The sequence below is a fragment of the Serratia sp. NGAS9 genome, from assembly GCF_009905295.1.
Taxonomy (GTDB): domain Bacteria; phylum Pseudomonadota; class Gammaproteobacteria; order Enterobacterales; family Enterobacteriaceae; genus Serratia; species Serratia bockelmannii.
Window position 1 is genome coordinate 3048891 of record NZ_CP047605.1, and the last position, 17567, is coordinate 3066457.

At 61.2% G+C, this 17567-nt stretch carries 22 protein-coding genes and 1 pseudogene; 5 read left to right on the top strand and 18 right to left on the bottom strand.

What is annotated here, in order from left to right; all coding sequences use genetic code 11:
- Nucleotides 1–137: 137 nt before the first annotated feature.
- The 9 genes from flgJ to flgB all read right to left on the bottom strand — a co-directional run bounded on the left by flgJ (nucleotide 138) and on the right by flgB (nucleotide 7338).
- Complete coding sequence (gene flgJ / locus GUC32_RS14615; protein WP_167324395.1) at nucleotides 138–1082, bottom strand: flagellar assembly peptidoglycan hydrolase FlgJ; 945 nt, start codon at nucleotides 1080–1082, stop codon at nucleotides 138–140.
- Nucleotides 1082–2182, bottom strand: a complete 1101-nt coding sequence (locus tag GUC32_RS14620) for a flagellar basal body P-ring protein FlgI (protein ID WP_004934816.1) — start codon at nucleotides 2180–2182, stop codon at nucleotides 1082–1084. Before GUC32_RS14620 ends, flgJ begins: the two co-directional genes overlap by 1 nt.
- A 10-nt stretch (nucleotides 2183–2192) precedes the next feature.
- Nucleotides 2193–2894, bottom strand: coding sequence for a flagellar basal body L-ring protein FlgH (gene flgH / locus GUC32_RS14625; RefSeq protein WP_004934817.1), 702 nt, complete (start codon nucleotides 2892–2894; stop codon nucleotides 2193–2195).
- Nucleotides 2895–2977: 83 nt separating this feature from the next.
- On the bottom strand, nucleotides 2978–3760 hold the full coding sequence (gene flgG, locus GUC32_RS14630) for a flagellar basal-body rod protein FlgG (protein WP_004934819.1): 783 nt from the start codon (nucleotides 3758–3760) through the stop codon (nucleotides 2978–2980).
- 18 nt (nucleotides 3761–3778) lie between these two features.
- Nucleotides 3779–4534, bottom strand: coding sequence for a flagellar basal body rod protein FlgF (locus GUC32_RS14635; RefSeq protein ID WP_025303261.1), 756 nt, complete (start codon nucleotides 4532–4534; stop codon nucleotides 3779–3781).
- A 12-nt stretch (nucleotides 4535–4546) separates the two neighbouring features.
- Nucleotides 4547–5770, bottom strand: a complete 1224-nt coding sequence (gene flgE, locus GUC32_RS14640) for a flagellar hook protein FlgE (protein WP_025303262.1) — start codon at nucleotides 5768–5770, stop codon at nucleotides 4547–4549.
- A 54-nt stretch (nucleotides 5771–5824) separates the two neighbouring features.
- On the bottom strand, nucleotides 5825–6502 hold the full coding sequence (flgD, locus tag GUC32_RS14645; RefSeq protein WP_016927297.1) for a flagellar hook assembly protein FlgD: 678 nt from the start codon (nucleotides 6500–6502) through the stop codon (nucleotides 5825–5827).
- Between the two features lie 12 nt (nucleotides 6503–6514).
- Nucleotides 6515–6919: a flagellar basal body rod protein FlgC gene (flgC, locus tag GUC32_RS14650; protein ID WP_004934826.1), complete on the bottom strand. Its 405-nt coding sequence runs from the start codon at nucleotides 6917–6919 to the stop codon at nucleotides 6515–6517.
- 5 nt (nucleotides 6920–6924) lie between these two features.
- Complete coding sequence (gene flgB, locus GUC32_RS14655) at nucleotides 6925–7338, bottom strand: flagellar basal body rod protein FlgB (RefSeq protein WP_025303263.1); 414 nt, start codon at nucleotides 7336–7338, stop codon at nucleotides 6925–6927.
- Nucleotides 7339–7498: 160 nt separating this feature from the next.
- On the opposite strand from flgB, the gene flgA reads away from it, so the two are divergent.
- The 5 genes from flgA to GUC32_RS14680 all read left to right on the top strand — a co-directional run bounded on the left by flgA (nucleotide 7499) and on the right by GUC32_RS14680 (nucleotide 9957).
- A complete protein-coding gene (gene flgA / locus GUC32_RS14660; protein ID WP_025303264.1) occupies nucleotides 7499–8152 on the top strand; it encodes a flagellar basal body P-ring formation chaperone FlgA in 654 nt (217 codons plus the stop codon).
- Between the two features lie 129 nt (nucleotides 8153–8281).
- On the top strand, nucleotides 8282–8593 hold the full coding sequence (flgM, locus tag GUC32_RS14665; protein WP_004934832.1) for a flagellar biosynthesis anti-sigma factor FlgM: 312 nt from the start codon (nucleotides 8282–8284) through the stop codon (nucleotides 8591–8593).
- Between the two features lie 40 nt (nucleotides 8594–8633).
- Complete coding sequence (locus tag GUC32_RS14670; protein WP_127146018.1) at nucleotides 8634–9068, top strand: flagella synthesis protein FlgN; 435 nt, start codon at nucleotides 8634–8636, stop codon at nucleotides 9066–9068.
- 309 nt (nucleotides 9069–9377) lie between these two features.
- Nucleotides 9378–9662: a type II toxin-antitoxin system RelE/ParE family toxin gene (locus tag GUC32_RS14675; protein WP_369435295.1), complete on the top strand. Its 285-nt coding sequence runs from the start codon at nucleotides 9378–9380 to the stop codon at nucleotides 9660–9662.
- On the top strand, nucleotides 9655–9957 hold the full coding sequence (locus GUC32_RS14680) for a DNA-binding transcriptional regulator (RefSeq protein WP_015378258.1): 303 nt from the start codon (nucleotides 9655–9657) through the stop codon (nucleotides 9955–9957). The genes GUC32_RS14675 and GUC32_RS14680 overlap by 8 nt, the downstream gene beginning before the upstream one ends.
- A gap of 2 nt (nucleotides 9958–9959) precedes the next feature.
- Here the strand turns inward: GUC32_RS14680 and GUC32_RS14685 are convergent, their stop codons facing one another.
- From GUC32_RS14685 to cheR, 9 genes and pseudogenes are all read right to left on the bottom strand, one after another.
- A complete protein-coding gene (locus GUC32_RS14685; protein ID WP_127146019.1) occupies nucleotides 9960–10364 on the bottom strand; it encodes a flagellar protein FlhE in 405 nt (134 codons plus the stop codon).
- Nucleotides 10364–12442: a flagellar biosynthesis protein FlhA gene (gene flhA, locus GUC32_RS14690; protein WP_127146020.1), complete on the bottom strand. Its 2079-nt coding sequence runs from the start codon at nucleotides 12440–12442 to the stop codon at nucleotides 10364–10366. The genes GUC32_RS14685 and flhA overlap by 1 nt, the downstream gene beginning before the upstream one ends.
- A complete protein-coding gene (gene flhB, locus GUC32_RS14695; RefSeq protein WP_043138644.1) occupies nucleotides 12435–13586 on the bottom strand; it encodes a flagellar biosynthesis protein FlhB in 1152 nt (383 codons plus the stop codon). The genes flhA and flhB overlap by 8 nt, the downstream gene beginning before the upstream one ends.
- A gap of 126 nt (nucleotides 13587–13712) precedes the next feature.
- Nucleotides 13713–14110 (bottom strand): annotated as a pseudogene (locus GUC32_RS14700) (type II toxin-antitoxin system VapC family toxin).
- Entirely contained in the window at nucleotides 14110–14343 is a 234-nt protein-coding gene (gene vapB, locus GUC32_RS14705) for a type II toxin-antitoxin system VapB family antitoxin (protein ID WP_089195989.1), read from the bottom strand. Before vapB ends, GUC32_RS14700 begins: the two are co-directional and overlap by 1 nt.
- A gap of 125 nt (nucleotides 14344–14468) precedes the next feature.
- Complete coding sequence (cheZ, locus tag GUC32_RS14710) at nucleotides 14469–15113, bottom strand: protein phosphatase CheZ (RefSeq protein ID WP_004934858.1); 645 nt, start codon at nucleotides 15111–15113, stop codon at nucleotides 14469–14471.
- A 10-nt stretch (nucleotides 15114–15123) separates the two neighbouring features.
- Nucleotides 15124–15513 (bottom strand): chemotaxis response regulator CheY, encoded by a 390-nt coding sequence (gene cheY / locus GUC32_RS14715; protein ID WP_004934862.1) that lies wholly within the window; start codon nucleotides 15511–15513, stop codon nucleotides 15124–15126.
- A 102-nt stretch (nucleotides 15514–15615) separates the two neighbouring features.
- Nucleotides 15616–16665, bottom strand: coding sequence for a chemotaxis response regulator protein-glutamate methylesterase (locus GUC32_RS14720; RefSeq protein ID WP_025303269.1), 1050 nt, complete (start codon nucleotides 16663–16665; stop codon nucleotides 15616–15618).
- Nucleotides 16665–17537 carry a protein-glutamate O-methyltransferase CheR gene (cheR, locus tag GUC32_RS14725; protein ID WP_025159837.1) on the bottom strand — a complete coding sequence of 291 codons (873 nt, stop codon included), beginning with the start codon at nucleotides 17535–17537 and terminating at the stop codon, nucleotides 16665–16667. Before cheR ends, GUC32_RS14720 begins: the two co-directional genes overlap by 1 nt.
- Nucleotides 17538–17567 lie beyond the last annotated feature (30 nt).

Consider the following 17567-nt stretch of genomic DNA (forward strand, 5'->3'; position numbering starts at 1 on the left):
CGTTACCGCCTATCCCCTAAATAATTGGCGTCGCAGCAAGGCGACAAGCAAGGGCGTCCCCGGGCGCTTGGTTAAGCCAAGTGACCGGGGCGAGCTTGTGCAGTCAACGCCGCTGCGGCGTCAAGAATGACGGGGATTTAGAACAAATCTTTCAGATCGTGGGTATAGGCTTTCACCGCCTGTTCCCCCGCGTTCTTCATCTGCTGAATCACGCTGACCAGTTTGCTGGCGTACTGCGGATCGGTGGCGTACCCGGCGCGTTGCAGCGCATGCGCCGCCTGCTCCGGGCTGCGCGCGGCGGCCACGTCGGCATAGCGCGGGTTGTTGGTCAGCAGTTTGACGTAGTCGGCAATCGCTTCGACATACGACCCGTAGACGCGGAACTTCGCCTTCACCTTCTTCGCCGCGCCCTGTTCGAACTCGGTGGTGGTGATCTCCGTCACCGGCCCGTTCCAGCTGCCGCCGGCCTTGATGCCGAACAGGTTGTAGCTCGGCGTGCCGTCTGAGGTCGGGATCTCGCGCTGCCCCCAGCCGGACTCCAGCGCCGCCTGCGCGACGATCAGCTGATGCGGAATGCCGCTCTGCTGGCTGGCGACCTTCGCCGGGATCGACAGGCGAGCGACGAAGTTGCCGTTGTTGAGCGACAGTGGCGCGGCGGCCGGCGGGGCTTTCGGCATCGCGCGGCGCACCATCTGCTCCAGCGCCTGGTTCGGCAGCGTTTGCAGCACCTCGTTGTCCAGCGCCATCGGCGACAGGCCCGCCGTTTCACTCGGCACCGCGTTGGCGTTGCTCATCTGCTTGACCATCATGTCGGCCAGCCCCAGCCCTTTTTGCGACATCTGCTGGGCGATTTGCTGGTCGTACATCGAGGTATAGAGCCGCGTTTGATCGCTGCTCAATACCCCGTCCTGCGGCAAGGCGGATCGCATGCTTTTCAGCATCATCTGCACGAACATGCCTTCTACCTGCTGGGCCACCTGCTTGAGGTTGCCCTGCGGGTCGGCCACCGCATCGCGCTTCAGACCGTTCAGCGCCTGGGCGTCATAGGCCGCACCCGACATTGCCATCAGATCGCCGGCCATCAGATGATTTCCAGCTTGGCGCGCAGGCAGCCGGCGCTCTGCATCGCCTGCAGGATCGACATCAGATCGATCGGCGTGGCGCCCAACGCGTTCAGCGCGCGAATGACGTTGTTCAGGTTGGCGCTGGCGTTCACCTTCTGCAGCGATCCGCCCTGCTGTTGCACCGAGATCTGGGTGTTTGGCGTCACCACCGTCTGGCCGCCGCCGAACGGCGTCGTCGGTTGGCTGACGGTGTTCTGCCGATCGACCACCACCGACAGGTTGCCCTGGGCGACGGCGCAGGAATCGAGGATCACATCGCGGTTCATCACCACCGACCCGGTGCGCGAGTTGATGATCACTTTGGCGTCCATCGCGCCGACGTTGACGGTGATGTTTTGAATCTCCGCCAGGAAACGCACCTGAGAGCTGTTGCCCTGCGGCACCAGCACCTGGATCGTGCGGGCGTCGAGCGGCGTCGCGGTGCCGCCGCCGCGTTGGCGGTTGATGGCGTCGCTGATCTGCTGCGCCAGCGTGAAGTCTTCGTCGTTCAGCTGCAGGTTGAGTACGCCGCCGCTGCCGAAGGTGGTCGGCAGCTCGCGCTCGATGGTGGCGCCGTTGCTGATGCGCCCGCCCGCCAGCTGGTTGACCTGCACGCTGCTGCCGCCGGCCGCCGCGCCCGCGCCGCCGACCAGCACGTTGCCCTGCGCCAGCGCATAGACCTGGTTATCCACGCCTTTGAGCGGCGTCATCAGCAAGGTGCCGCCGCGCAGGCTCTTGGCGTTGCCCATCGATGAAACCACCACGTCGATGTTCTGCCCGGCGCGCGAGAACGGCGGCAGTTTGGCGGTCACCATCACCGCCGCCACGTTTTTCAGCTGCATGTTAGTGCCCGGCGGCACGGTGATGCCCAGCTGCGACAGCATGTTGCTCAGGCTTTGGGTGGTGAACGGCGTCTGCATGGTCTGGTCGCCGGAACCGTCCAGCCCCACCACCAGGCCGTAGCCGATCAGGGCGTTGTCTCGCACGCCCTGCACCGTCACCAGATCGCGGATGCGCTCCGCCGCCGCCGGCAAGCACACCAGCCCGACGCACAGCGCGATAAACCATTTTTTCAGCATCAGTCAATCCTTAGAACGGTGAAACATTTAAGAAGAAGCGCTGCAGCCAGCCCATGGTCTGCGCTTCGTTGATATAGCCATTGCCGACGTATTCGATACGCGCGTCCGCCACCTGCGTCGAGGTGACCGAGTTGTTGCCGCTGATGGTGCGCGGGTTAACGACGCCGGAGAAGCGAATGAATTCGGTGCCCTGGTTGATGGCGATCTGCTTTTCCCCCACCACGTGCAGGTTGCCGTTGGCCAGCACCTGGTTGACCGTCACCGTAATGGTGCCGTTGAAGGTGTTGTTGGCGTTGGCGCCGCCCTTGCCACCGAAGGTACTGTCGCCGGAAATGTCCATATCGGCGCGCGCATTGCCCAACAGACCGTCGAGGTAACGCGGCGAGGTGGCGACGCCGAACTTGCTGGCGCCGTTGCGGCTGGCGTTGGCGGAAGAGCTCTTGCTGGCGCTGACGTTTTCCTGCAGCACGATGGTCAGGGTGTCACCGACGTTGCGCGGACGGCGGTCTTCGAACAGCGGCTGATAGCCGTAGTTCATCGGCTGCACCGTCTGGAAGATCGAGCCGTTCGGCATCGGCGCGCTGGCCGGCGCGGGCTGCGCCGTGGTCGCACCGTCCACCAGCGGTTTATGCGGAATATAAGCGCAGCCGCTCAGCGTCAGCATCACCATTCCCGCCAGCCAGCGTTGTCCCTGCCGCGGCAGGATTGCCATCGAATATGTGGTTACCACGGGTATCGCCTTTGTTTCACGAAAGAGAATGACGGGCGCGGCAAGCCGGGCCCGTCAATGACAGATTACAGTTGCGTCAGCTTTTGCAGCATCTGATCGGAAGTCGAAACCGCTTTGCTGTTGATCTCGTAAGCGCGCTGAGTCTGGATCATGTTGACCAGCTCTTCCGCCACGTTAACGTTGGAGGTCTCCACGTAGCCCTGATACAGCAGACCGGCGCCGTTCAGCCCCGGCGTGCTCTCGTTCGGCGCGCCCGAGCTTTCGGTTTCCTGATACAGGTTCTCGCCCACGCTCTCCAGACCGCTGTCGTTGACAAAGGTCGTCAGCGTCAGTTGACCCACCTGCTGGGCGGCGGTTTGCCCCTGCTGGGTGACGCTGACGATGCCGTCGCGGCCGACGGTGATGGACAGTGCGTTCGCCGGAATGGTGATCGCCGGCTGCACCTGGAAACCGCTGGATGTGACCAGCTGGCCGTTCTGATCGATCTGGAACGAGCCGTCGCGCGTGTAGGCCTGGGTGCCGTCCGGCAGCATCACCTGGAAGAAACCCTGCCCCTTGATGGCGACGTCTTTACTGTTGTTGGTCTGCGACAGGTTGCCCTGGCTGTGCAGACGCTCGGTCGCCACCGGACGCACGCCGGTGCCGATCTGCAGACCGGAAGGCAGCGTGGTCTGCTCGGAAGACTGTGCCCCCGGCTGACGCATGGTCTGGTACAGCAGATCTTCAAATACCGCACGCTGGCGTTTGAAGCCGTTGGTGCTGACGTTCGCCAGGTTGTTGGCGATCACGTCCATGTTGGTCTGCTGCGCGTCCAGACCGGTTTTGGCAATCCATAAGGATGGAATCATCGGTTATTTCCTTGCTGCTTAACTCATTGAGAGCAGTGAGTTGGCACGCTGTTCGTTTTCATCCACGCTGTGGATGACTTTCATTTGCATTTCAAAACGGCGGGCGTTGGCGATCATGTCGACCATGGTCTCCATCGGCTTGACGTTGCTGCCCTCCAGCACGCCCGGCATCACCCGCACCTGCGGATCGTTTTGCAACTGATTGCCGCGCTGCTGTTGAGTTTCCGGCGTCAGGCGGAACAGCCCGTCGTCACCGCGCATCACTTCGCGCGCATCGGCTTTCACCAGCTTCAGACGGCCGATCTGCGCGATGGTGTTCGGCGGATCGCCGGCGTTCAGCGCCGAAATGGTACCGTCGGCCGCGATGGTGATCTCCGCCGACGGCGGCACCTCGATCGGGCCGCCGTCACCCATCACCGGCAATCCCTGCACCGTCAACTGCCCGGTGGAGGAGATCTGAATGTTGCCGTTGCGGGTATAGGCTTCCCCCCCACCCGGCAGGCTCACCGCTAGGAAACCGTCCTGCTGCAGCGCCACGTCCAGCGGACGCGCCGTGTAATTCAGCGCCCCCTGGCTCATATCGGCGCCCGGCGTCGACGCGGTCACCAAGGTGCGCGTCGCCAGGCTCGGCCCGTCGACCGGCACCGCGCGCAATGCGGCGAGCTGGGCGCGAAAGCCCGGCGTCGACGCATTGGCCAGGTTGTTGGCGGTAATGGACTGCTGTTCCAGCGTTTGGCGCGCCGCGCCCATCGCGGTATAAATCGCGTGATCCATAACTCGGCCTTATTAGCGCAGGCTAACCAGCGTCTGCAGGATGGAGTCCTGCGTCTTGATGGTCTGGGCGTTGGACTGGTAGTTACGCTGTGCGACGATCATGTTCACCAGCTCCTGGCTCAGATCGACGTTGGAAGACTCCAACGCGCCGCTGGTCAGCTTACCGAAGCCGCCGCCGCCCGACAGACCAACGCGCGGCTGACCGGACGCACCGGTTTCCTGCCACACGTTATCGCCCTGCGACGCCAGCCCTTCCGGGTTTGAGAAGTTGGCCATGACGATCTGGCCCAACAGCTGGGTCTGCTGGTTGGAATAGACGCCCACGATGGTGCCGTCATTGTTGATCTGGTAGCCCGTGTATTCACCGGCGGCATAACCGTCCTGCGATACCTTGCTCACCGAGTCGCTGCTCACGTTCTGCTGCATGCTGCCGGCGAAGCTCAGGGTAAAGTTTTGCGCCGGAGCACCGTCTTTGGCGGTCATCGGGATCACCATGCTGAACTCGCCCGGTGCGCCGTTGGTGCTGGTGGTTTTCACCAGGTTGCCGCTGGGGCTGAACTCCATGGTGCCGGCGTCAACCGGCGCGGCGCTGCCGTCCTGGGTGTAGACCTGCCATTTATTGTCTGCTGTCTTCACAAAGTAGGCGTTGATGTTGTGCGCATTACCCAGCGAGTCGTAAGCGGTGATGGTGTTGACGTAGTTGTAGCTGTCCTGCTTGGTCGGATCGAAGGTCTTGTTCTCCGGCACTTTATGGGTGGACTTCAGGTTGGCCACCATCTCGCCGGAGGTGGACGCCTTGGCGTTCATCATACCTTCAGGAATGCTCAGCGGCACCGGGTTGGCGCCCTGCTGGATGGTCGGCGGAGAGCCGGCCGCCGGGTAGCCGGTCAGCTGTAGCCCCTGCATGTTGGTCAGGTTGCGGTTTTCGTCCAGCTTGAACTGACCGTTGCGGGTATAGAAGATGCCGCCGTCTTTATCCTGCATGCGGAAAAAACCGTTGCCGTTGATGGCCACATCCAATGAACGGCTGGTGCCGGTGGTGGTGCCACCCTTGAAGTTCTGAGTGATGCCGGACACTTTGACGCCCAGACCGACCTGTGAACCGGCGAACATATCGGCAAAGGAGACGCTGCCGGATTTGAAGCCCGCAGTCGCGGAGTTGGCGATGTTGTTACCGATCACGTCCAGGTTGGTTGCTGCCGCGTTTAAGCCGCTGACTGCCTGAGAAAAGGCCATGTTATTCTCCGAATAGTGGTCAGGCTATCGTCCGATTGAGCCTGATGCTTAGGGTTATAAGATCTGTCGCACGTCTTCCAGGGTGGCGTTGCCCGCCAGACCGAGATCCAGCTTGGCGCCGTTGCCGTCGCGGATCACGCCGTTCACCAGGCCGAAGTGCAGGCTGCGCGCCACCAGTTGCTCGCCATTGCCTTTGGCGTTAATCGCCACTTTGTAGGCGCCGTCGGGTGCGGTAGAGCCGTCATCCAACGAACCGTCCCAGGTGAAGGCATGCACACCGGCGGTCAGGCCGCCGATTTCGATGGTGCGCACCACCTGCCCACTGGCGTTGGTGATGGTAGCGGTCACCTGATCGGCAGCGCGCTCCAGTTCCACGCCGAACGGCGTCGTGCTGACCTTGCCGTCCTTGCTGCCGACCAGAATGTTATTGCCCGGCACCATCACGCCGTGGCCGATCAGCGCAGTGGCTTGCAGCGACTGGTTGCTGTTGATCTGGCCGGAGATCGACCCCAGCGTGGTGTTGAGTTTTTCGATGCCCTGCACGGTGTTGATCTGCGCTAGCTGCGAGGTCAGTTCGTTGTTCTGCATCGGATTGGTCGGATCCTGGTTTTTCAACTGCGCCACCAGCAGCGTCAGGAAACTGTTGTGCAGATCCTGGCTGTTGGTATTTTTGCTATTGTTACCGATGACGGTGTTGTCCAACGACTCGTTCGTGGTTGCGGCGATAGCCATGGGAACCTCCGGTTACTGACCCAACGTCAGGGTTTTCATCATCATCGACTTGGTGGTGTTGAGCACCTCGACATTGGCCTGGTAGCTGCGGGAAGCGGAGATGGTGTTGACCATTTCACCCACCACGTCGACGTTCGGCATGCGCACGTAGCCCTTGGCGTCCGCCAGCGGGTTGCCCGGTTGATAGACCAGACGCTCGGGCGCCGGATCGTCCACCACCTGAGCGACGCGTACGCCGCCGGTCGGCTGCCCGGGGGCCGCCGCGACCTGGAACACCACCTGCTTGGCGCGGTAAGGCTCGCCGTCCGGGCCGGTCACGCTGTCGGCGTTGGCCATGTTGCTGGCGCTGACGTTCATGCGCTGGGATTGCGCCGATAACGCCGAGCCGGAGATATCAAAAATATTCAGTAAAGACATGCGCCTTATCCTTGTTGCAGCACGGACATCATCCCTTTGATCTGACCGTTGAGCAGCGTCAGGTCGGTCTGATATTTCAGGCTGTTATCGGCAAAGTTGGTGCGTTCGCGATCCATGTCCACCGTGTTGCCGTCCATCGAGGGCTGATCCGGCACCCGGAACAGCAAATCGAGCTGCGGCGGCTGCAGGGTCTGCGCCGGGATGTGGCGCGCCGCCGTCAGGTTCAGCGACATGCCGTTGCCGCTGACGCGCCCCTGCTCCATCACTTTGTTCAATTGGCTGGCGAAATCGATATCCCGCGCCTGATAACCCGGTGTGTCTGCGTTGGCGATGTTGGCGGCCAGAATTTCCTGCCGCTGGGCGCGCAAGTTCAGCGCCTCTTGGCCAAAGCGCAGAGCCGCGTCCAGTTTGTCGAGCATGCTCCCTCCGCGAGGTTAGAATTTGGAGTCGACAGCATAAACGCCCCCCGCGCTACCCTATCGCGGGAATAAACGCAAAATGGGGCGCTATTTATCTGCTTAGCCTGCGCGCGCTGCGGGTACACTTACGCGTATCCCGATGAAGCTTGAGAAGATGACGATGAAAGGTAAAATGCTGCTGCTTATCGGCCTGCTGTGCAGTCTGAACGCGCGCGCCGACGATCTGGCGACGCAAATCGAAAGCTTCATCCAAGGCAAGTTCAGCGGCGAACCGGTACAGGTAAAAGTGCGGGTGCGCACGCCGCCGAACCAATGGCCCGCTTGCGAACTGCCGCAGCTGTCGCTGCCGCCCAACGCGCGGATCGGCGGCAACGTCAGCATTTCGGCGCGCTGTGGCCAGGAGCGGCGTTTTATCCAGACGCAGGTGCAGGTGTTTGGCCGCTATCTCGTTTCGGCGCGCGGCATCAGCGCCGGCAGCCGGTTGACGGCGGCGGATCTGACGTTGAAAGCAGGCCGGCTCGATACCCTGCCGCCGCGTGCGCTGACCGAAGCGAGCAAAGCGTTAGGCGCCGTCAGCCTGCGCAACATTAGCCCCGGTCAGCCGCTGACCCTCGCCATGCTGCGCCGCGCCTGGATTATCAAGGCCGGGCAATCGGTACAGGTCAATGCACAGGGCGAAGGATTCAGCATCAGCGGTGCGGGTAAGGCGATGAACAACGCCGCCGCCGAAGACAGCGTGCGGGTGCGCATGGCGTCCGGGCAGATCGTCAGCGGCGTGGTCGGGGACGACGGCGCGATCCGCATTACGTTATAAAAAAGTAAAGGTTCCGCAAACCTTGCCGATAAGACAAATCAAGCAGCATTTTATTGGCCACCAGGGCCGCAAAACTTTCATTGCAGCGTCGTCGCCCCCGAGCGGCCACGGCGTAAACGGAGATGGACCATGAGTATCGATCGCACCCAGCGGTTACAGCCGGTTTCCACTGTGCAACCGCGTGAAACCCCGGCCGACAACCCGCTCCAACCGCGCAAGGCCGCCGTGGCCGAAACCGCCGTCAGCGGCACGCAGGTCAAACTGAGCGAGGCGCAGGCGCGCCTGATGCAACCGGGCACCCAGGATATCGATATGGGCCGGGTCGAGGCCATCAAACAGGCGATCCGCAACGGTGAACTGAAGATGGACGCCGGCAAAATCGCCGACGCACTGCTGCAAGACGCGCAGAGCGATGTTCAATGGATCGCCGGACGCGACTGACAACGCGGCGGCGGGTAGCGATAAAGGATAAGTCATCACTATGGAAAAGCTGGTACAACTGCTGGACAAACTGTTGGAAACACTGCAGGCGCTCAATGGCGTGCTGGAGGAAGAGCACGACTTGCTGTGTTCCGGCCAGTTGCCCGGCGTGGCCTTGCAGCGCGTCACCGATGCCAAAAGCCAACTGCTGGCGACGGTCGCTTACCTCGAGCAACAGCGCCTGGGGCAGGAAAAAACCTGCGGGCAACGCGCGCCCTATGCCAGCCATGCGCCTCTGGCCGATCGCTGGCAACACGTTCAGTTGCTGAGCCAAACGCTGCGTGAGAAGAACCAGCACAACGGCCTGCTGCTCAATCAGCAGATCGACCACAACGCTCAGGCGCTGGCTATCCTCAGTAAGAACAACAAATCGCTGTATGGCCCGGACGGCCAGTCGCACGCCGGCAGCCTGCTCGGCAGAAAAATCGGCGTCTGACCTGACTCATTTCGCCCGGTGAGCCTATCACCGGGCACGCATTAGCCGACTTTTGCGCATCCCCTCGCATTTTCACCTCATCACCTCCTGAGTTCCCTTAACGTTATGCGTCAGGCTGCGCAGAACGTGAATTTGGCTGTTTCTTTCCCTTTGGCCACTTGTCACCCTGTGGTGATTTTTAAATCACTTGAAATATACCCTTAACGGGTATAGATTCGCAGGGAGAGCGAATGGCTGATATCTATCTCACCAAAACCTTTCAGGGTTTTGCCGCACGCGAGCGCATTAGCGACGCCACGAGCGCGAGAAATGCAGCATCAGCGGTACGACGCCAATCTTGGCGGTTGCGTATACAAAAAGCGCATCGCTCGGGCTGGTGCGGGCAAACGTGGCGGCTATCGGGTGCTGATCGTTTTTCGCGATGAAGACCGCCTGTTTTTTATGCGCGGCTTTGCCAAAAGCGAGAGAGAAAACATCAGTGCGGATGAGTTACAGGGATTGAAACATCTGGCTGCGCTGTATCTGGATTATTCGCCATTCAGACTCTACCAGCTGGTCAACAACAGGGAGTTACGGAGGCTAAGCGATGAGTAAAATTCTTGCCGAGATCCACCAGGAAGTTCAGGGCCTGCACCGCGCCGGTTTCGTCGACGACGTGACCATGCGCACTTTCGACATGCTGTGCCTGCGGCCGGTGAAGCAGTTCGGGCCGGCCGAGATCCGCGCGCTGCGCGAACGGGAAAACGTCAGTCAGCCGGTGTTTGCGCTGTATCTCAACGTCAGCAAAAAGGCGGTACAGAAATGGGAGCGCGGCGAAGCGCAACCGAACTCCGCCGCGATGAAGCTGCTGACGCTGGTGGAACGCAACGGCCTGCAAATTCTGGCCTGATCTTACTGATAATTGACGATCACCTGATTGCCAATCACCCGCAGCGGCGGGTTCAACCCGCCTTGCGACTGCACGTAATAGACGAAACGCAATTCCGCATTGGCCGGCTCGCCCTGCAGACCGTTGCTGCTGCCGCTGCCGCCGCCCAGCGGAATGCAGCGGTTGACCGTGCAAAGCTGCGCCTGCAGCCCCACGGGCTCTGGCCCCAGCAAACGGTAGCGCCAGCTGACGCTGGTGATGCGCGCATTGGCATCCGGCAGCGCGTTCGGCGGCCGCAAACCGGCGGATTCATCGCGCATCCCGCCCTGTTCCAGCGTCACGCCCGCCCCTTCGGCCACCCAGGAGCCGGACACCGCGCCGGCGGCTAGCGGCGCCAGCAAACACAACAAGGACAGACAGCGTTTCATCAGGCGGCTCCAATGGTCGAGGTCATGCGAATCTGGCGATCGTCGTTGATCTCCAGGTTGGACAGCACCACGAGCTGCGGCAGGCTGCGACGCAGGAAGCGCGCCAGTAAAGGACGCAGAGCATGGTTAACCAACAGTACCGGCGGCGCGCTGAGCATCTCTTGCCGTTGCAGCGCCTGACGCGCCTGCTCCAGCAGACGGTCAGCCAGCCCCGGCTCCAGACCGCCGCCGCCCTGCAACGCCTGCAGCAACAGGCGCTCCAGCTGGGTATCCAAGCCGATAACCTGAATCTCGCCGTTGCCCGGGAACCACTGCTGCGTGATCGCCCGGCCCAGCGCCACCCGCACCACGGTCGTCAGCTCATAAGGATCGCTTTGCGCCGGGGCATGTTCCGCCAGCGTTTCGACGATGGTGCGCATATCGCGGATAGAAACGCGTTCGGCCAACAGGTTTTGCAGCACTTTGTGCAGCGTCGTCAGCGACACCACGCCCGGCACGAGGTCTTCGGTCAGCTTCGGCATCTCTTGTGAAACACGGTCCAGCAGCTGCTGAGTTTCTTGGCGGCCAAACAGCTCGCTGGCGAACTGGCCGATCAGGTGATTAAGGTGCGTCGCTACTACGGTACTGGCTTCCACCACGGTAAAGCCCTGGATCTGCGCCTGCTCGCGCAAGGCGCTGTCGATCCATACCGCCTCGAGCCCAAAGGCGGGATCGACGGTTTTGTCTCCCGCCAGCTCGCCCACGGCATTGCCGGGGTTGATCGCCAGCCAACGGCCCGGCTGCGCTTCACCGCTGCCGATCTCAACGCCTTTCATCAGGATGCGGTAGCTGGCTGGCGGCAGTTCCAGATTGTCGCGGATGTGTACCACCGGCGGCAAATAGCCCATGTCCTGCGCGAATTTCTTGCGGATCCCGCGGATACGCCCCAGCAGCTCGCCGTTCTGTTGAAAATCGACCATCGGAATCAGCCGGTAGCCCACTTCCATCCCCAGCGGATCTTCCAACTGAACGTCGGCCCAGCTGGCCTCGGCGGCCTGCGGATTCTCCGGCATCGCCGGTTCTTCCACCGTTTTCGGTGCCTGTTGTTCACGGCCACGCAGCCACCAGGCCAGGCCCAGCAAAGCGGCGGTAAACAGCAGGAACACCAGGTTCGGCATGCCCGGCACCAGGCCCAACAGCCCCAGTACCCCGGCGCTCAGCAACATCACGCGCGGATTGTTGAACAGCTGGCCCACCATCTGCTCGCCGACGTCCTGATCGGTCGCGACGCGGGTGACGATGACGCCGGCGGCGGTGGAGATCACCAACGCTGGGATCTGGGCCACCAGGCCGTCACCGATGGTCAGCAGCGTATAGCTTTCCGCCGCCGCCCCCAGCTCCATGCCATGCTGCACGACACCGACCAACAGGCCACCGACGACGTTCAGCACCATGATCATCAGGCCGGCAATGGCATCGCCACGCACGAATTTACTGGCACCGTCCATCGAGCCGTAGAAATCGGCCTCCTGGGTCACTTCAGCGCGGCGTTTCTTCGCTTCGTCTTCACCGATCAGCCCGGCGTTCAGATCGGCGTCGATCGCCATCTGTTTACCCGGCATGCCGTCCAGCACGAAGCGCGCGCCCACTTCGGCGATACGCCCTGCACCTTTGGTAATTACCATAAAGTTGATCAGCACCAGGATGATGAACACCACGATGCCGATGGCGAAGTTGCCCCCCACCAGGAAGTGGCCAAAGGCTTCCACCACGCGCCCGGCGGCGGCGGAACCGGTGTGGCCCTCCAGCAAGATGATGCGCGTCGACGCGACGTTGAGCGACAAACGCAGCAATGTGGAGAACAGCAGAATGGTCGGGAAGGCGGCGAATTCGAGCGTGCGCTGGGTGAACATCGCCACCAGCAGCACCATGATTGACAGCGCGATGTTGAAGGTAAACAGCAGATCGAGGATAAACGCCGGCAGCGGCAGCACCATCATCGACAGGATCAACAGGATCAGCACCGGGCCGGCCAACACCTGCCACTGCGTATCTTTAAAATTGCCCGGCAAACGAAGCAGGGAGGCCAAATTAGCCATCAGAGTCACTCTCTCTTGCAAAATCCAGTGCTTCCGGCACCGGTAAACGTTCAGGTTTTTTCGGGATCAGGCCGCCCTCGCGCCGCCAGCGGCGCAGCTGGTACACCCAGGCCAGCACTTCGGCGACGGCGGCATACAGGGTGGCCGGAATATGTTGTCCAATCTCGCTGTGCCGATACAGCGCACGCGCCAGCGGCGGCGCCTCCAGCATCGGAATGCGGTGCTCCGCACCGAGCTCACGAATGCGCAAGGCGATTTCGCCGGCCCCTTTGGCCAGCACTTTCGGCGCACTCATTTTTTTGTCGTTGTACTGCAACGCGACGGCGTAGTGCGTCGGGTTGGTGACGATCACGTCCGCCTTAGGCACGTCGGCCATCATGCGGCGCCGGGCGATCGCCCGCTGCTGCTGGCGAATGCGTCCCTTGACGTGCGGATCCCCCTCCTGGTCTTTGAATTCGTCGCGAATATCCTGCTTGGTCATCTTCAGCTTTTTGAAGTGGCTCCACAGCTGGTAGAACACGTCAAACGCCACCATCGGCGTCAATCCCAGCACCACCAGAAAACCGCAGAACAGGATCATCTGCAGCGCATTGCCCAACGCGTCGAGCGGCTGCTGAGTCATCAGATGCAGCATCGCCGCCCAGTTGTGCCACAGATAAAGACCGGTCACCCAACCGACCAGCGTCGCTTTGAGGATCCCTTTCAGCAGCTCGGCCAGCACCTGGGTGGAAAAGATGCGCTTCAACCCGGACAACGGGTTCAACCGCTTCAAGTCGAATTTAATCGACTTGCCGCTGAACAGAATGCCCCCCAGCAGCATCGGCGCGGCGAGCGCCACCAGTACCAGCCCCGCCATGATCGGCAACAGCGCCAGCACCGCCTGACGCAGCAACATGCCGAGTTGGCGTACCATCTGTTTATCGTTGCTGACCATGCCATGGTCGAAGTTCAACCCCTGCGTGAGCATCGCCGCCAGCTGTTGCGCCATGTTGCTGCCGGACATCAGGATGATCGCGAGGCCCGAGAGCAGCATCAGTACCGAGGTCAGCTCGCGGGAGCGCGGGATCTGGCCGTCTTCACGCGCCTTCTCCAGCCGGTGGGGCGTGGGGGCCTCGCTTTTTTCCAGATCGCTGTCTTCAGCCACGAAACGCCGTTCCTGTGTCGGGAGGGTAAAGAATGGCGGTCAGCATGCCAAAAAATTGGCGATGTCATTGGCGGAACAACGGGGAAAAAGGCGGGTTATTTAGGGGATGAGACCATCAGGGAGACGTTACAACCAATTTTCCAGCCGCAAACCCTCAACGCGCTCAAGTTCGCGTCGATTATTGGTCACCAGGATCAATCCTTCGCTGCGCGCATGCCCGGCGATATGTAGATCGTTTACGCCAATAGGCGTTCCCTGGCGTTCCAGCGCAGCCCGGATATTGCCATAGTGCGATGCCGCTTTGGCGCTGTAATCGAGAATGTCCAATCGGGAGACAAAATCTTCAACGACTCTGGCGTTCACCGCTGGACGAGCGCTTTTCTCCACCCGTGAACCAATTCGCCATAGGTGATCGACGAAATGACCATTTTACCTGCATAGCGATTGAATGCCTCCAGCACTTCCAGCGGCCGGCGCTTGATGACATAGATAACAATGTTGGTGTCCAGCATATGACTGAACATCAAAAATCTTCCCGCTCACCCTGGTGCTGTCCTGCACGTTCATTGAGGAAATCATCGCTCACCTCATTTGCCGCACAGAAGAAACTGTCCCAAGTATTCTCCAGGGGGGCAAGAATGCGCTCTTTGCCCACTACGCGAACGGTCACTTTAGAAACGGTATCAGGGAAACGCACCTCTGCGGGCAAGCGTACAGCCTGTGTCCGATTATTGGTAAAGACAGAACCTAACGTCATGGCGACCTCCTTAAATTGGAGTACAAATTATAACCGCCATGATGTATATAGTAATGCTATATACATTAATCTTTGCGGGACACCGCGCAACTTTCGGGGCGCGCCGTCGCGCGCCCCGAAAAGCCTCAGAAACCGAGGCTGTCGAGCAGATCGTCGACCTGCGCCTGGTTGGCGATGACGCCGACGCCGTTCTGGTCGAGCTGCGGGCCGTTCAGCAGGCTGTCGTTCGGCCGTTTTTCCTTCACCGGCTGCTCCGGCATGTTTTCCATCAGCACCATCAGCAGCTGCTTTTCGATCTCCTGCACCACATCCATCATGCGCTTGATCACCTGACCGGTCAGATCCTGGAAGTCCTGCGCCATCATGATTTCCAGCAGCTGTGCGTTGGTGAAGGCCGTATGGCCCGGCACCTGATCCAGATACTGGCGCGTGTCGTTGACCAGAGAACGCGCATCGTCCAGTTCGATGGGATTGGCGAACCACTCGTCCCAGCGCCCTTTCAACGCGTTGGCGCCGGATTCCAGCTCCGCCTGGCGCGGTTGCGCCGCCTCCACGCAGTTCAACGCCCGTTCCGCCGCCTGCGCCGTCATGGTTACGACATAGTCAAGACGGTCGCGCGCATCCGGGATCGCCTCTGCCGCCTGGGCGATCGCCTGATCGAGCCCCAGTTCGCGCATGCTGTCGCGCAGCATTCGGGTCAGTTGGCCGATGCGGGAGATGATCTCTCCCGCGGTCGCTGCATCGCTGGCAGGCATTGGAATGTCTCTCATCGCCCTCTCCTTACATGCCCAATTTTTCAAAAATCTTGTTGAGCTTTTCTTCCAGCGTCGCCGCCGTAAATGGTTTCACTACATAACCGCTGGCGCCGGCCTGCGCCGCCGCGATGATATTTTCTTTCTTGGCTTCCGCCGTCACCATCAGTACCGGCATCGCGGCCAGCGCGCTATCGGCGCGAATGGTCTGTAACAGTTCGAGTCCGTCCATGTTCGGCATGTTCCAATCGGACACCACGAAGTCGAAACCGCCGGCGCGCAGCTTGTTCAGCGCATCCGCGCCATCTTCAGCTTCTTCGACGTTGTTGAAGCCTAGCTCTTTGAGCAAATTTCTGACGATGCGGCGCATGGTGGAAAAGTCGTCCACAACCAGAAATCTGAGGTTCTTGTCTGCCATTGTTACTCCTGAAATAGTTAACCGTTTAATAATGCAAAACCGCAGGCCGCCGCGCGGCGAACCAGGGTCATATCGCCGCCGGGTAAACCCTGCGGACTAAAATCAAATACGCAATGCCTGGCCGCCGGAAATCTGCGCCAACATGCGCTGGCTCATCCTGTCCAACTCGACCACTTCGCTGACGCCGCCGCTGGCGATCGCCTCGCGCGGCATGCCGAACACCACGCAGCTCGCCTCGTTCTGCGCCAGGGTATACGCCCCGGCGCGGTGCATCTCCAGCATCCCCGCCGCACCGTCGTTCCCCATGCCGGTGAGGATCACCCCCACCGCATTGCGGCCGGCATATTGCGCCACCGAACGGAACAGCACGTCGACAGACGGACGATGGCGGTTGACCGCCGGGCCGTCATGCAGCTTCACCTGATAGTTGGCGCCGCTGCGCGCCAGCTCCAGGTGGCGGTCCCCCGGTGCGATGTAGGCGTGGCCCGGCAGCACGCGCTCGCCGTCCTCCGCTTCTTTCACCGTGATCTGGCACAGTTTGTTCAGCCGTTCGGCGAACGAACGGGTGAAACCGGGCGGCATGTGCTGGGTGATCAGCAGCGCCGGGCTGGTGGCCGGCAGCGGCTGCAGTACCTGGCGGATCGCTTCGGTACCGCCGGTGGAAGCGCCGATGGCGATCAATTTTTCACTGCTCAGCAGCGGCGCGTGGCTGAGGATCGCCGGCGCCGGGCTGTTGGAACGCTGCGGCAGGCGCGCTCTGGCGGCGGTGCGGATCTTCTCGGCAATCAGTTCGCTGTAGGCCAACATGCCCTCACGGATACCGAGCTGCGGTTTGGTGACGAAATCCACCGCGCCCAGCTCCAGCGCGCGCAGCGTGATCTCAGACCCTTTACCGGTCAGCGAAGAGACCATCACCACCGGCATCGGCCGCAGGCGCATCAGCTTCTCGAGGAAATCCAGCCCGTCCATGCGCGGCATCTCGACGTCCAGCGTCAGCACCTGGGGATTAAATTTTTTGATCAGATCGCGCGCCACCAGCGGATCCGGCGCGGTCGCCACCATTTCCATGTCGGGATGGCCGTTCACGATTTCCGTCATCAGCTGACGCATCAGTGCCGAATCGTCTACGCATAACACTCTGATTTTACTCATTACCTCTCCTTGGTCAGCCCATACACGGTCTGCCCACGCAAGTAGAAATCCCGGCTGATCTGGCTGAAGTTCTCGGAGTGGCCAGCGAACATCAGCCCCCCCGGCTTAAGCAAGGGAACGAAGCGGCGCAGAATGCGCTCCTGCGTCGCCTTATCGAAATAGATCATGACGTTGCGGCAAAAAATGGCGTCGAATTGCCCCGGCAGCGCCCACTCTGGCGCCAGCAGGTTCAACGGCTGGAAGTTCACCCGCGCCGCCAGTTCCGGCCGCACGCGCACCAGCCCCTGATGCGGCCCGGTGCCACGCAGGAAATAGCGCTGCATTTGGGTCGGCGTCAGGGTGCGCAGATCTTCCTGGCGGTAAACGCCCGCTTCCGCTTTTTCCAGCACCTGCGTGTCGATGTCGCTGGCCCAGACCTGGCAACTGCCGGCCCGCTGGCCCAATGCATCGCTCAGCGTGATGGCGATCGAATACGGCTCTTCACCGGTCGAGGCCGCGGTGCTCCAGACGCTGTAGCCGTTCGGCCGCGAGCGCGCATGCTCCGCCAGGATCGGGAAATGATGCGCCTCGCGGAAAAAGGCCGTCAGGTTGGTGGTCAACGCGTTGATGAACGCCTGCCACTCCGCGCTGTTCGGATCGCTTTCCAGCAGCGCCAAGTAGTCGCCGAAATCGTGCAATCCCAACAGCCGCAGCCGGCGCACCAGGCGGTTGTAAACCATCTCGCGCTTATGCTCCGCCAGCACGATGCCGGCGCGTTGATAAATCAACTGGCTGATACGGCGAAAATGCACGTCCGACAGCGGCAGACGCTGCACCATTTGCGTCAACATCGACGCTGTATCCCGGTTAGAAGTTGACGGCGCCTGTTTCATGCCGCTTCACCGGAGAAAAACGTGCTGCTT

Coding starts and splice junctions, on each gene's coding strand:
- cheZ (WP_004934858.1), bottom strand. CDS start 15,113: ATGAGAGACATTCCAATGCCTGCCAGCGATGCAGCGACCGCGGGAGAG.
- cheR (WP_025159837.1), bottom strand. CDS start 17,537: ATGAAACAGGCGCCGTCAACTTCTAACCGGGATACAGCGTCGATGTTG.
- GUC32_RS14675 (WP_369435295.1), top strand. CDS start 9,378: ATGCAGCATCAGCGGTACGACGCCAATCTTGGCGGTTGCGTATACAAA.
- flgG (WP_004934819.1), bottom strand. CDS start 3,760: ATGATTCCATCCTTATGGATTGCCAAAACCGGTCTGGACGCGCAGCAG.
- cheY (WP_004934862.1), bottom strand. CDS start 15,513: ATGGCAGACAAGAACCTCAGATTTCTGGTTGTGGACGACTTTTCCACC.
- flhA (WP_127146020.1), bottom strand. CDS start 12,442: ATGGCTAATTTGGCCTCCCTGCTTCGTTTGCCGGGCAATTTTAAAGAT.
- GUC32_RS14720 (WP_025303269.1), bottom strand. CDS start 16,665: ATGAGTAAAATCAGAGTGTTATGCGTAGACGATTCGGCACTGATGCGT.
- GUC32_RS14670 (WP_127146018.1), top strand. CDS start 8,634: ATGGAAAAGCTGGTACAACTGCTGGACAAACTGTTGGAAACACTGCAG.
- flgJ (WP_167324395.1), bottom strand. CDS start 1,082: ATGGCCGGCGATCTGATGGCAATGTCGGGTGCGGCCTATGACGCCCAG.
- flgH (WP_004934817.1), bottom strand. CDS start 2,894: ATGGCAATCCTGCCGCGGCAGGGACAACGCTGGCTGGCGGGAATGGTG.
- flgM (WP_004934832.1), top strand. CDS start 8,282: ATGAGTATCGATCGCACCCAGCGGTTACAGCCGGTTTCCACTGTGCAA.
- flgD (WP_016927297.1), bottom strand. CDS start 6,502: ATGGCTATCGCCGCAACCACGAACGAGTCGTTGGACAACACCGTCATC.
- flgB (WP_025303263.1), bottom strand. CDS start 7,338: ATGCTCGACAAACTGGACGCGGCTCTGCGCTTTGGCCAAGAGGCGCTG.
- flgC (WP_004934826.1), bottom strand. CDS start 6,919: ATGTCTTTACTGAATATTTTTGATATCTCCGGCTCGGCGTTATCGGCG.
- GUC32_RS14685 (WP_127146019.1), bottom strand. CDS start 10,364: ATGAAACGCTGTCTGTCCTTGTTGTGTTTGCTGGCGCCGCTAGCCGCC.
- GUC32_RS14680 (WP_015378258.1), top strand. CDS start 9,655: ATGAGTAAAATTCTTGCCGAGATCCACCAGGAAGTTCAGGGCCTGCAC.
- GUC32_RS14635 (WP_025303261.1), bottom strand. CDS start 4,534: ATGGATCACGCGATTTATACCGCGATGGGCGCGGCGCGCCAAACGCTG.
- flgE (WP_025303262.1), bottom strand. CDS start 5,770: ATGGCCTTTTCTCAGGCAGTCAGCGGCTTAAACGCGGCAGCAACCAAC.
- GUC32_RS14620 (WP_004934816.1), bottom strand. CDS start 2,182: ATGCTGAAAAAATGGTTTATCGCGCTGTGCGTCGGGCTGGTGTGCTTG.
- flgA (WP_025303264.1), top strand. CDS start 7,499: ATGAAAGGTAAAATGCTGCTGCTTATCGGCCTGCTGTGCAGTCTGAAC.
- vapB (WP_089195989.1), bottom strand. CDS start 14,343: ATGACGTTAGGTTCTGTCTTTACCAATAATCGGACACAGGCTGTACGC.